Genomic DNA, 12,231 nt, shown 5'->3' with positions numbered 1-12,231 from the left:
CGGGTGGCCCTGGCCAGGACACGCAAAAGCCCCTCCATGGTGCTCGATGGCGCCATCCATGGCGCCAACGGTCCTGTCCAGGGCCACCCGCCGCCTCTGGACAATTTCCCGCGAGCGCGGCCAAAAGCCCATGCCGTGGAGTGTCATCTGAAAAACGAAAACGCCGGGCAATGCCCGGCGCTTCGCATCCCGTCTGGTGGAGAGCCCCCCTTTGTTAAGGGGGGCGCGCCAACGGCGCGGGGGATAGGTGAAATGCGCGGGCAATTCACCGGAGGTGGATCAGTTCTGAGGAACGTTGTTCCTCAGAACTGGCCACCGAACGTGAATTGCAGACGTTCGATCTTGTCATCGTCTTCCTTCTTCAGCGGGAAGGCGTAGCTGATCGAGATCGGGCCGACCGGGGCGCGCCACAGCAGGGCCACACCGGTGGACACGCGCAGTTCGTTGGCCTTGAAGTTCTTGGTGCCGTTGTAGACGTTACCGAAGTCGACGAAGGCGGACACGCGTGCCGACGGGCTGTCGAACAGGCGCGGGAAGTAGGCTTCGACCGAACCGACGGTCTTCAGCGAACCACCCAGCGGCTGGCCTTCCGGGTAGCCGTTGGTGACTTCGCGCGGGCCGAGGGTGTTGTCTTCGAAGCCGCGCACCGAGTTGGTACCGCCGGCGTAGAAGTTCTCGAAGAACGGCAGACCGCTGGCGGTCACCGTACGGGTGGTGCCGTCCGGGTTGGTCAGCGTGCGGGTGTAGTCGTTGCCATAGGCATCGCCGTAGCCCACTTCGGCACGGGTGTTGATCACCAGCGACGGCATGATCGGCCAGTACTTGCTGATCTGGTAGTTCAGCTTGTAGTACTCGATGGTCGAACCCGGCAGCGTGGTTTCCAGGCCGATGCGCTGGTAGGTACCGCGGGTCGGCATGAAGTAGTCGTTGCGCGAGTCGCGCGCCCAGCCCAGCTCGGTGCGCCATGCATGGAACGTGCGCTTACCGACGGCGTTGATGTAGTCGATGATCGACTGCGGGGTCGAGCCCTGGTAGGTGGTGATCTGGTTGCTGTCGATGCCGAACATCAGCGAGACGGTATCGGTCTCGGTGATCGGCACGCCGAACACCACCTGCGCCGAACCATTGGTGCTGTTGTACTGCGCGGTGTTGAAGTCGGAGTAGTCCAGTTCGCGCCAGGACAGGTTGTAGCCCAGCGACACGCCGTCATCGGTGAAGTACGGGTTGGTGTAGCTGAAGCCGTAGCGCTGCAGGTAGCTGCTGCGCGAGGCTTCGACCGACACGCGGTTGCCGCCGCCGAGGAAGTTGTTCTGCGACAGCTGCACCGAGGTGGTCATGCCGTAGGACTGCGAGTAGCCCAGGCCGAACACGAAGCTGCCGGACGTGGTTTCCTTGACGTTGTAGACGACGTCGACCTGGTCGTTGCTGCCGCTCACGGCCGGGGTTTCAACGTCCACCGACTCGAAGTAGCCCAGGCGCTGCAGGCGGATCTTGGAGCGGTCGATCGCGGCCTGCGAGTACCAGCTGTTCTCGAACTGGCGCATTTCGCGACGCATCACTTCGTCGGACGTACGCGTGTTGCCACGGAACAGGATGCGACGCACCGACACGCGCGGGCCGGGCACGACCTGCATGTTGATCGCCACGGTCTGCTCGGGGCGGTTGGTGGTCGGGATCGGGTTCACCTTGGCGAACGCGTAGCCGATGTTGGACAGCGAGTTGGTGATGGTGTCCGAGCTGAATTCCAGCAGCGCACGCGAGAACGTGTCGCCGGACTTCTGGATCACCATGCGCTCGACGTCCTCCTGCGGAAGGATCGTGTCGCCGCTGACCTTGATCTCGGAGATCTTGTACTGCGCACCTTCGGTCACGCCGGCGGTGAGGAACATGTCGCGCTTGTCGGGGCTGATCGACACCTGGGTCGAATCAATGCTGAAGTCGACATAGCCGCGGTCGAGGTACCAGGAATTGAGCTTTTCCAGGTCGCCGGACAGCTTTTCCTTGGAGTACTGGTCGTCACGGCGGTACCACGATGCCCAGTTGTGCTCCTTGGACTCCCAGGTCTCCAGGATGTCCTTGCTCTCGAACTTCTCGGTGCCGACCAGGTTGACGTGACGGATCTTGGCCGCCTTGCCTTCCTTGATGGCGATCGCGATGTCCACGCGGTTGCGGTCCAGCGGGCTCACCGTCGGGGTGATCTCGACGTTGTACTTGCCGCGGTCGTTGTACTGGCGGCGCAGTTCCTGGGTCACGCGGTCCAGGCTCAGGCGATCGAAGGTGCCGCCCTCGGTCAGGCCGATGTCGGACAGGCCCTTGAGCAGCTGCTCGGACTTGATGTCCTTGTTGCCGGTCACGGTCAGCTTGTTGATCGCCGGGCGTTCCTTGACGGTCACCACCAGGATGCTGCCCTGGCGGTCCAGCTGCACGTCTTCGAAGAAGCCGGTCTTGTACAGGGCGCGGATGGTCTCGCCGACCTTGTTGTCGGTGACCGTCTCGCCACGCTCCACCGGCAGGTAGGTGAATACCGTGCCCGAGCTGATGCGCTGCAGGCCATCCACGCGGATGTCGCTGACAGTGAAGGGCTCGGCTGCCTGGGCCAGGGCGGGAGCGCCGGTGACGGCGGCGAGGGCGAGGGCCAGCAGGCGGCGATTGGGGAGTCGCGTCATGTCACGTCCGGTAGGAAGGTCGATTTCATTGGTGCGGGATGCCGACGCTGTAGACGGCAACAACGTGGAAAAGTTCATCGCGGGACCAGGCCGAGGATGTCGTTGTAGAACGCCAACCCCATCAGCCCGGCCAGCAACGCCAGGCCGATGTACTGGCCGGCGGCGATGGCACGCTCGCTCAGCGGGCTGCCCTTGACCAACTCGATAAGGTAATACAGCAGGTGGCCGCCGTCCAAGATCGGGATCGGCAACAGGTTGATGATGCACAGGCTGAGTGACAGCAGGGCAAGGAACTGCAGGAACCAGTCCAGGCCGCGTTTGGCCGAGATGTTGGCTACCCGGGCGATGGTGACGGGCCCGGAAACGTTCTGCAGCGAGGCTTTGCCGGTGACGATGCGGCCCATCATGCCCAGCGAATCGGCCGCCAGGCGGCCGGTTTCGCGCACGGCCACGGTGACCGCGTCGAGCGGGCCATAGCGCAGCAGGGTGTCGTAGGGAGGGCTGAACGAGGTCGGGAACTGCACGCCGATCTGCCAGATCGGCTCGCCCTTTGAATCCTTGCCCTGGCGCGGGGTGACTTCCAGCGCCAGGCGCTCGCCGCCCCGCAGGACCTCGATCATGCCCGGGCCGCCGGCGCGGCCCAGCGTCTGGATCTCGCCGATGACCTGGTCGGCGCCGTCGATGCGCTGGCCGTCGATCGCTACGATCAGATCGCCCGGCTGCAGCTGCCCGGCCACCACGGAGTCCGCGGTGAGCGACTCGACCAGCGCCGGTTGCAGCCACGACTGCCAGTACAGGCCAGCCAGGATCGGCACGCGCCGTTCATCGAAGCCGGGGGGCAGCTGCGACAGCGGCAGGCTGCGCACGCGCACCTGGTCGGCCGGGTCCAGCACTTCCAGCTTCACGTCGCGGCGGTCCATCGCGGCGGCGGTCAGCGCCATGCTGGCCTCGCCGAGGGTGACCACCGGGCGCTCGTCCACGCGCAGCACGCGGTCGCCGCTGGTCAGGCCGGCGCTGGCGGCGATGCCGCTGACACGGCCGATGGTCGGCGAATAATCCTGCTTGCCGATCACGAACATCGCCCACAGCAGCAGGATGCACAGCAGCAGGTTGGCGATCGGTCCGGCGGCGACGATGGCGATGCGCTGCCAGACGGTCTTGTGGTTGAAGGCCTGGCCGCGCTCGTGCGGGTGCACTTCGACCTCGCGCTCGTCCAGGAACTTCACATAGCCACCCAGCGGGATGGCGGCGATGGCGAACTCGGTGCCGTGCCTGTCCCGGCGCGACCACAGCGGCCGGCCGAAGCCGACCGAGAAGCGCAGGATCTTGACCCCGCACAGGCGCCCGACCCAGTAATGCCCGAACTCGTGGAACGTGACCAGCAGCCCGAGGCTGACAATCATCCACCAGACCGATCCGATGAAGTCAGTCATGCAGGCTCACAGTGGCGGGCAGGGGCGGCGTCGTCATGCTGGGCGAGGCGGTCGTTCAGGCGGCGTCGATGGCGTTCAGGGTCAGCTGGCGTGCCCGCTGGTCGGCGGACAACAGGACCTCCAGTGTATCGGCTGGCTGGGTCGGCAGTGTTGAAAGAGCGTTAGCAACCAGCTCCGGGATGGTCAGGAAACCGATCCGGCCCTGAAGAAACGCTGAAACCGCCTCTTCATTGGCAGCGTTCAGCACCGCCGGGGCGGTGCCGCCGGCCTGCATCGCCTGCCAGGCCAGGGCCAGGCAGGGGAAGGCGTCGGTGTCCGGGGCCTCGAAATCGAGCCGGCCCTGGGCCAGCAGATCCAGCCCGGATACGCCCGATTCAATGCGTTGTGGCCAGCCCAGGCCAACGGCCAGTGTGGTGCGCATGTCCGGCAGGCCCATCTGCGCCAGAGTCGAGCCGTCCACGAACTCGACCAGCGAGTGGACCAGGCTCTGCGGGTGCACCAGCACTTCGATGCGCTCACCGGGGATGCCGAACAGGTGGTGGGCCTCGATCACTTCCAGGCCCTTGTTCATCAACGTCGCCGAATCGACCGAGATCTTCGGCCCCATCGACCACTTCGGGTGGGCAACGGCCTGGGCCGGGGTGACCTGGGCCAGTTCGGCGCGGCTGCGGCCACGGAACGGGCCGCCGGAGGCGGTCAGCAGGATGCGGCGTACGCCGGCACCATCGACGCTGGCATCGCGCGAGCGCAGGCACTGGAAGATCGCGCTGTGTTCGCTGTCGATCGGGATGATCTCGGCGCCGGCGCGTTCAGCGGTGCGGGTCAGCAGCTCACCGGCCAGCACCAGCGATTCTTTGTTGGCCAGCAGGATGCGCTTGCCCGCGGCGGCGGCGGCCAGGGTGGAAGACAGCCCGGCCGCACCGACGATGGCGGCGACCACGGTGTCGCAGGCATCGCTGGCGGCCAGCTGGTCCAGCGCGGCATGGCCGGCATGCGCCTCGGTGGCCAGTCCGGCATCGCGCAGGCCATCGCGCAGCTCAGCGAACAGCGATTCGTCGGCGATCACCGCGTGCGCGGGCCGGTGCTGGCGGCACAGTGCCAGCAACGCCTGCACCTGACGACCGGCGGCCAGCACGGTGGCCTGGTAGCGCTGCGGGTGGCGGGCGATCACGTCCAGCGTGGAGGCACCGATCGAGCCGGTGGCGCCGAATACGGCGACCCGGCGCAGGTCTGCGACAGCATTCATGGTCAGAACCCGAAGATTTCCTTGCCGAGTGCGAACACCGGCACTGCAGCCAGGACGCCGTCGACACGGTCGAGTACGCCACCATGGCCCGGAATCAGGTGGCCCGAGTCCTTGGCGCCCGCGTGGCGCTTGATCAGGCTTTCGAACAGATCACCCAGCACCGAGGCGAACACCGCCACCACCGAAGTGATCAGCAGGCCCGGCAGGTGTGCGGTATCGATGCCGGCCAGCCAGCCCAGGCCGACGGCCACGGCGACACCGGCCAGCAGGCCGCCGAACAGGCCTTCCCAGGTCTTGTTGGGGCTGATGCGCGGGGCCAGCTTGTGCTTGCCGAAGTGACGGCCGGCGAAATAGGCGCCCGAATCGGCCGCCCAGACCAGTGCCAGCGCAGCCAGCAGCCAGAGGTGGCCCTGCTTGCCCGGCGGATCGCCGCCGGCATGGATCAGCACCAGCGCGGCCCAGGCCGGAACGATGGCCAGCGTACCGGCCAGCATCTTCACGATGCGCGAGGGTGCCGACGGCTGCGCGCCGAAATTGAAGAAGCGCAGCCAGACCAGCGCCGCCAGCCACCAGGCAACACCGGCCAATGTGGTGATCTGGAACAGCACCAGCGTGCTGCCATCGGCCCACACCAGCAGCACCATCAGCAGCAGGTTCAGTACCAGCAGCACGGTGCGCGCCAGGGTGTCTTCGATGCCGGCCAGCTTCAGCCACTCCCACAGGCCGATCAGCAGCACCGCAGCGGCCGCCGCTGCCAGCCATTGGGTCGGCAGCAGCAGGATCGCGGCAATGGCGACCGGCGCCATGATCAGCGCGGCAAGGACTCGGGTCTTGGTCATGGGCTGGAAGTCTCGGTGGCCAGTGCGGCGATCTGGGCGCTGGTCAGGCCGAAACGACGCTCACGGCTGCCGTAGGCGTCCAGCGCCTGCTGCAGCAGGGCGGGATCGAAGTCTGGCCACAGTGCCTCGGTAAACCACAGCTCGGTGTACGCCAGCTGCCACAGCAGGAAGTTGCTGATGCGGGTGTCGCCACCGGTGCGGATGAACAGGTCCGGTGGCGGCAGGTCGGCCAGGGCGACCTGGCTGCCCAGCAGCGATTCGTCGATCTGTTCGGGCAGCAGGCGGCCGGCGGCGACTTCAGCGGCCAGCGCGCGCGCGGCACGGGCGATGTCCTGGCGGCCACCGTAGCTGGCGGCGATCGACAGGGTCAGGGTGGTGTTGTCTGCGGTGCGCTGCTCGGCCAGCTGCATGCGGCTGACCAGCCCGGCACCGAAGCGTTCGCGCTCGCCGATGAAGCGCACGCGCACGCCACGCCGATGCAGCTCGTCCACTTCGCGGTCGAGCGCGCCGAGGAACAGCTTCATCAACGCATCGACTTCTTCCTGCGGCCGGCCCCAGTTCTCGCTGGAAAACGCGAACAGGGTCAGCGCCGGAATGCCCAGCTCAAGGCAGCGCTCGATGGTGCGGTTGACCGCACGCGCGCCGGCCCGGTGGCCGATCACGCGCGGACGACGGCGCTGCTGTGCCCAGCGCCCATTGCCATCCATGATGATGGCAATGTGGCGGGGCAGGGCGGCCGGCAACGGAGGCGGGACTGAAGGCATCGACTTCAGACCGACAGCAGTTCTTTTTCCTTGTCGGCAACGACCTTGTCGACGTCCTTGATGTTGGTGTCGGTCAACTTCTGGATGTCGTCCTCACCGCGCTTCTTCTCGTCTTCGCTGATCGCCTTGTCCTTGACCAGCTTGGCGATTTCCTTGTTCGCGTCCTGACGGATGTTGCGGATCGCGATCTTGGCGCCTTCGCCTTCCTTCTGCACCTGCTTGGCCAGCTCCTTGCGGCGCTCTTCGGTCGGCGGCGGCATGTTGATGCGGATCGCGGTGCCCAGGGTGTTCGGGGTGAACTCGGCGTTGTAGAGACCCTTTTCGATCTCCTTGATCATGCTCTTGTCGAACGGCGTGACCAGCAGCGAGTGGGCGTCGGCGTTGGAGATCGATGCGACCTGGTTCAGCGGGGTGCTGGCGTTGCCATAGGCGCTGACCGTGACGCGGTCCAGCAGGGCCGGGGTGGCGCGGCCGGTGCGGATCGAGGTGAGGGTGTGCTTCAGAGCGTCGATGCTCTTGGCCATGCGCGTCTGCGCGTTGTTCTTGATGTCGTTGAGCATCGCCCGGTCCTGGGTGTAACTGGAATCGGGCGATTATAGGCGAATACGGGACGCTGCCGGGCCAGAATCGGCCCGGAGCTCGCCTGGCGCTCAGGCTCAGGCCGGGTCGCGGCCCTGGACCAGGGTGCCGATGTTCTCGCCGCTGAGGATCTTCAGCAGCTCGCCCGGCTGGCCCATGTCGAACACGCGCATCGGCAGGTCGCTGTCGCGGGCCAGTGCGAAGGCCGCGGTATCCATCACTTCCAGGCCGCGGCGGATCACTTCGTCGTAGCTCAGGCTGTCGAAACGGACCGCGTCGCTGTGCTTGTTCGGGTCCTTGTCGTACACGCCATCGACCTTGGTGGCCTTCAGCAGCAGGTCGGCACCGATCTCGATCGCACGCAGCGCGGCGCCGGAGTCGGTGGTGAAGAACGGGCTGCCGACGCCGGCGGCGAAAATCACCAGGCGGCCCTTTTCCAGGTGGCGGATGGCGCGGCGGCGGATGTAGTCCTCGCACACGTCGTTGATCTTGATCGCGCTCATCACGCGGGCCTTGGCGCCCAGCTTTTCCAGGGCGTCCTGCATGGCCAGGGCGTTGATGACCGTGGCCAGCATGCCCATCTGGTCGCCGGTGACCCGGTCCATGCCGCCAGCGGCCAGGCCGGCGCCGCGGAAGATGTTGCCGCCGCCGATCACCAGCGCCACTTCGGCACCGGCCTGCTGGGCTTCGATGACCTCACGGGCCAGGCGATTGATGATCTTCGGGTCGATGCCGTAGTCCTCATCTCCCATCAGCGCCTCCCCGGACAGTTTCAGAAGGATGCGGCGATAGGCGAGCTTGGACATGGGGACCTCGGGTGCGTGGAAATCGCGGGCGATTCTACGCGCATGCGGCGTTGGGCCAAAGTGTTTTGTGCACTGCGGCGCGAAATCCTGCCGTCCGCCCCGCTCACGCGGGGCGTCCCGTTCAGCCCAGCTCGGCGCCGGCGGTGGCTGAAAGCTCGTCGTGGCCGAGGGCGCCGGGGGAGCGGGCGATCACCCGGTTGCGGCCCAGGTTCTTCGAGCGGTACAGCACATCGTCGGCTGCGCGCAGCAGGTCCTGCACGTCGGCAAAGCGTTCGTAGCCGCCCTGGGTGGCCACGCCGGCGGAGAAGGTGACGAACAGCGGGCCTCCCTCCAGCTCGGCCATCGGCGTGGCGACGATGTTGGCCAGCACACGCCGGATCACGTCCAGCGCCACCGATTCACTGGTGTTGGGCAGCAGCGCGACGAATTCCTCGCCACCGAAGCGGGCCACGGTGTCGCTGTTGCGCAGCTGGCCCTGCAGCTTGCCGGCAAAGGCGCGCAGCACCTCGTCGCCGGTCAGGTGGCCGTGGGCATCATTGATTTTCTTGAAGTCGTCCAGGTCGATGAAGGCCACCGACAGCGGCCAGCCCTGGCGCCCGGCGCGCAGGAACTCCTGTTCCAGCACCGCCTCCAGCTGGCGGCGGTTGAGCACGCCGGTCAGGGCGTCGCGGTGGGCCTGGTCGGCCAGGCGCTTGGCCCGCGCCTCGAATTCGTCGGCGCGGCGGCGTGCCTGATCGGCATCCTGCAGCTCGCGCAGGTTGCGCAGGGTGGCCAGCTCCTGTGCGTGGTCGATCAGCTCACGGACCCGCGAGGGCGAGTTCAGGCCGGCCTCGAACAGGCTGGCGATATCTGGAAGGGCATCGCTGATGCGGGTCAGCACCTGATCGAAACGGGCGCTGTCGAGCTCCAGCCGGTCATGCACCTGGTGCAGAGCGCGTTCGCGGGCGGCATCGGCGTCTTCGTCCAGCCAGATGTCGGCGACAGCGCCGGACAGCTGCACGCAGGCCTGGAACGGCGAATCGGCAGCGTCGTCGTCCTCGCTGTGGCTGATGCTTTCCACCAGGTAGCGCGGCAGGCCCCACTGTTCGGCCACCCAGGCGCCGACATCGGCGTGGCTGCAGCCCAGTTCCTCGCGCTCGCGTGCGACCAGATCGGTATTGTCACGGGCTTCGCGCAGCAGTGGCAGGTAGCGCTCCGATTCGGCCTGGGCCAGGCACAGCACGCCCAGGTCCTGCAGCAGCCCGGCCAGCATCAGTTCCTCCAGCCGGCGCAGGCCGCGTGCCTGGCCCAGCTGGCTGGCGGCCAGGGCGCTGAGAATGCTGCGCTTCCACGCGCGCTGGCGCAGGTCGTGGTCGGCACCGCCGCCACCGGTCAGGCCCTGGGTGACGGTGAAGCCGAGGGCGAGGCTGATCGTGGCATTCAGGCCGAGCATGGTCAGCGCCTGGCCGAGGTTCTCGATGCGGCGGCGGCTGGCGTACAGCGGCGAATTGGCGATGCGCAGCATGCGAGCGCTCAGCGCCATGTCGATGGCGATGATATCGGCGGCGGTGGCGATGTCCGCTTCCGGGTCCTGGGCCAGCTCGATGATGCGCAGGGCAATACCGGGTGGCGAGGGCAGGTTGCGGCAGAGCGCCAGGGCAGCTGTCAGCTCGGGAGGCATGTCGGGTCGTTCAATTCCATTGGGACAAGAATACCTAGGAATGCATCACAGTCCGCGATTTTCGTTCCTGCTATGTGACTGTGGATTCCCTGCGCCGAGTATCGGCTTGATTCGCGCGCAACGCAAAGGTGCCGGTTGTGCGCACCAACGGTGCACACCCGCCGATGGGGCATGGGTTCATCCCTTGGCCCATACATAAAAAAAGAGCCGCGGTTTCCCGCGGCTCCTTCTGGTCGCTTCACAGCCGGAAGGCTGGAATCAGACCTGCATCGCCTTGGCAACTTCAGCGGCGTAGTCTTCCACCACCTTCTCGATGCCTTCGCCGACGATCAGCAGCTTGAAGCCAGCCACGTCGGCGCCAGCGGCCTTGACCACCTGCTCGACGGTGGTGTCGCCCAGCACGTAGGTCTGGCCGTACAGGGTCACGTCGCTGACGATCTTGTTGATCTTGCCGCTGATGATCTTTTCCAGGATCTCGGCCGGCTTGGCCTTGTCCTTTTCGGACATCTTGGCCAGCTCGATTTCCTTTTCCTTCTCGACGAACTCGGCCGGGACGTCCGCAGCCTTGTTGTGCGGCGGCTTCAGGGCTGCCACGTGCATGGCCAGGCCACGGGCCAGCTCGACGTCGCCGCCGACCAGGTCGACCAGCACGCCAACCTTGCCGTTGGTGTGGACGTAGGCGCCGATGGTGTTGTTGCCATCAACCTTCACCATGCGACGGATCTGGATGTTTTCACCCAGGGTCTGCACGGCGGTGGCGCGGGCTTCTTCAACGGTGCGGCCATCGGCCAGCTTGGCAGCCTTCACGGCTTCGACATCGTTGGCGCCCGATGCCAGGGCGGCAGCGGCGACGGCATTGACGAAGGACTTGAAGTTGTCATCGTTGGCGACGAAGTCGGTTTCCGAGTTGACTTCGACCAGCACGGCCTTGCCGCCATCCTGGGCCAGGCCCAGACGGCCTTCGGCGGCCACGCGGTCAGCCTTCTTGTCGGCCTTGGCAGCGCCGGACTTGCGCATGGCTTCAGCAGCAGCGTTGATGTCGCCGTTGGCTTCGGTGAGAGCCTTCTTGCATTCCATCATGCCGGCGCCGGTGCGCTCGCGCAGTTCCTTGACCAGGGAAGCAGTGATTTCCACGGGATTACCTCACGAAAGAAAGGGGTTGGGCCGGCATGGTGGCCGGCCCGTGTGACACGGTCCTGTCACGCGCCAAAGGCTGCGCGCAGGGAGGGTGGACGCCGGGCGTCCACCCCGGGGCCTGGATCAGGCCTGGGCGTCGTCGCCCTTCTTGGCAGCCTTCTTGGCCGGAGCGCGGCGGGCCGGCTTCTCTTCGCCTTCAGCAGCGGCTTCGGCGAACTCTTCCTCACGCACCGAAGCAGCGTGCGGAGCAGCAGCCTTGCCTTCCAGCACGGCGTCGGCAGCGGCGCGGGCGTACAGCTGCACAGCGCGGATGGCGTCGTCGTTGCCCGGGATGGCGTAGTCCACCAGTTCCGGGTTGTAGTTGGTGTCGACCACGGCGATGACCGGGATGCCCAGCTTCTTGGCTTCCTTGATCGCGATGTCTTCGTGGCCGATGTCGATCACGAAGATGGCGTCCGGCAGACGGTTCATGTCCTTGATGCCGCCCAGCGAGGCTTCCAGCTTGTCGCGCTCGCGACGCAGGCCCAGTACTTCGTGCTTGACCAGCTTCTCGAAGGTGCCGTCGGTTTCACCGGCTTCCAGTTCCTTCAGGCGGGCAACCGACTGCTTGACGGTACGGAAGTTGGTCAGGGTGCCGCCCAGCCAACGCTGGTTCATGAACGGCATGCCACAACGCTCGGCTTCTTCCTTGATGGTTTCGCGGGCGCTGCGCTTGGTGCCCAGGAACAGGACGGTGCCGCGCTTCTGGGCAACCGACGAGATGAAGTTCATCGCATCGTTGAACAGCGGGACGGTCTTTTCCAGGTTGATGATGTGGATCTTGCCGCGGGCGCCGAAGATGTACGGAGCCATCTTCGGGTTCCAGTAGCGGGTCTGGTGGCCGAAGTGGACGCCGGCTTCCAGCATCTGACGCATGGTGACCTGGGGCATTGCAATACTCCTGATATGGAACCGGCGATTCCGCCCGCGGGATAGGTATGCGGGACGCGTGGAAGCGCGGATGGTTCCGGGGTTGGGCTTCCCTGTTGCCTCCGTGGCCGAACTCCTTGCGGAGCACCCCGGCACGGATGGGGGCAGCAGGTGTGGATTCACCGGTGACGT

Annotated in this window: 10 protein-coding genes; all 10 read right to left on the bottom strand. The window is 66.2% G+C overall.

The window, feature by feature from the left end; all coding sequences use genetic code 11:
* Nucleotides 1-302: 302 nt before the first annotated feature.
* Nucleotides 303-2,666, bottom strand: a complete 2,364-nt coding sequence (gene bamA / locus V3B64_RS07505) for an outer membrane protein assembly factor BamA (protein WP_049436473.1) — start codon at nucleotides 2,664-2,666, stop codon at nucleotides 303-305.
* A gap of 74 nt (nucleotides 2,667-2,740) precedes the next feature.
* The gene (gene rseP, locus V3B64_RS07500; RefSeq protein WP_032127946.1) at nucleotides 2,741-4,099 is read right to left on the bottom strand and encodes an RIP metalloprotease RseP; all 1,359 of its coding nucleotides are present in this window, start codon (nucleotides 4,097-4,099) and stop codon (nucleotides 2,741-2,743) included.
* A 55-nt stretch (nucleotides 4,100-4,154) separates the two neighbouring features.
* Entirely contained in the window at nucleotides 4,155-5,345 is a 1,191-nt protein-coding gene (locus V3B64_RS07495; protein WP_049399539.1) for a 1-deoxy-D-xylulose-5-phosphate reductoisomerase, read from the bottom strand.
* A gap of 2 nt (nucleotides 5,346-5,347) precedes the next feature.
* Nucleotides 5,348-6,184: a phosphatidate cytidylyltransferase gene (locus V3B64_RS07490; RefSeq protein ID WP_010486331.1), complete on the bottom strand. Its 837-nt coding sequence runs from the start codon at nucleotides 6,182-6,184 to the stop codon at nucleotides 5,348-5,350.
* Nucleotides 6,181-6,948: a polyprenyl diphosphate synthase gene (uppS, locus tag V3B64_RS07485; protein WP_032127943.1), complete on the bottom strand. Its 768-nt coding sequence runs from the start codon at nucleotides 6,946-6,948 to the stop codon at nucleotides 6,181-6,183. Before uppS ends, V3B64_RS07490 begins: the two co-directional genes overlap by 4 nt.
* Before the next feature lie 5 nt (nucleotides 6,949-6,953).
* On the bottom strand, nucleotides 6,954-7,508 hold the full coding sequence (frr, locus tag V3B64_RS07480; protein WP_032127942.1) for a ribosome recycling factor: 555 nt from the start codon (nucleotides 7,506-7,508) through the stop codon (nucleotides 6,954-6,956).
* Between the two features lie 96 nt (nucleotides 7,509-7,604).
* A complete protein-coding gene (pyrH, locus tag V3B64_RS07475) occupies nucleotides 7,605-8,333 on the bottom strand; it encodes a UMP kinase (protein ID WP_010486325.1) in 729 nt (242 codons plus the stop codon).
* A gap of 121 nt (nucleotides 8,334-8,454) precedes the next feature.
* Nucleotides 8,455-9,993: a GGDEF domain-containing protein gene (locus V3B64_RS07470; protein ID WP_049399536.1), complete on the bottom strand. Its 1,539-nt coding sequence runs from the start codon at nucleotides 9,991-9,993 to the stop codon at nucleotides 8,455-8,457.
* 258 nt (nucleotides 9,994-10,251) lie between these two features.
* Nucleotides 10,252-11,127 (bottom strand): translation elongation factor Ts, encoded by an 876-nt coding sequence (tsf, locus tag V3B64_RS07465; protein ID WP_032127939.1) that lies wholly within the window; start codon nucleotides 11,125-11,127, stop codon nucleotides 10,252-10,254.
* Between the two features lie 126 nt (nucleotides 11,128-11,253).
* On the bottom strand, nucleotides 11,254-12,060 hold the full coding sequence (rpsB, locus tag V3B64_RS07460) for a 30S ribosomal protein S2 (protein ID WP_005408748.1): 807 nt from the start codon (nucleotides 12,058-12,060) through the stop codon (nucleotides 11,254-11,256).
* Between the last annotated feature and the right edge of the window lie 171 nt (nucleotides 12,061-12,231).

This window comes from Stenotrophomonas sp. SMYL86 (assembly GCF_036320025.1).
Classification (GTDB): Bacteria; Pseudomonadota; Gammaproteobacteria; order Xanthomonadales; family Xanthomonadaceae; genus Stenotrophomonas; species Stenotrophomonas maltophilia_A.
Note: the sequence above shows the minus strand (reverse complement) of the source record. Positions and strands in the feature narration are given on the sequence as shown.

Bases quoted from the DNA above. Each gene is read 5' to 3' on its own strand.
- bamA (WP_049436473.1), bottom strand. From the start codon at position 2,666: ATGACGCGACTCCCCAATCGCCGCCTGCTGGCCCTCGCCCTCGCCGCC.
- rseP (WP_032127946.1), bottom strand. From the start codon at position 4,099: ATGACTGACTTCATCGGATCGGTCTGGTGGATGATTGTCAGCCTCGGG.
- V3B64_RS07495 (WP_049399539.1), bottom strand. From the start codon at position 5,345: ATGAATGCTGTCGCAGACCTGCGCCGGGTCGCCGTATTCGGCGCCACC.
- V3B64_RS07490 (WP_010486331.1), bottom strand. From the start codon at position 6,184: ATGACCAAGACCCGAGTCCTTGCCGCGCTGATCATGGCGCCGGTCGCC.
- uppS (WP_032127943.1), bottom strand. From the start codon at position 6,948: ATGCCTTCAGTCCCGCCTCCGTTGCCGGCCGCCCTGCCCCGCCACATT.
- frr (WP_032127942.1), bottom strand. From the start codon at position 7,508: ATGCTCAACGACATCAAGAACAACGCGCAGACGCGCATGGCCAAGAGC.
- pyrH (WP_010486325.1), bottom strand. From the start codon at position 8,333: ATGTCCAAGCTCGCCTATCGCCGCATCCTTCTGAAACTGTCCGGGGAG.
- V3B64_RS07470 (WP_049399536.1), bottom strand. From the start codon at position 9,993: ATGCCTCCCGAGCTGACAGCTGCCCTGGCGCTCTGCCGCAACCTGCCC.
- rpsB (WP_005408748.1), bottom strand. From the start codon at position 12,060: ATGCCCCAGGTCACCATGCGTCAGATGCTGGAAGCCGGCGTCCACTTC.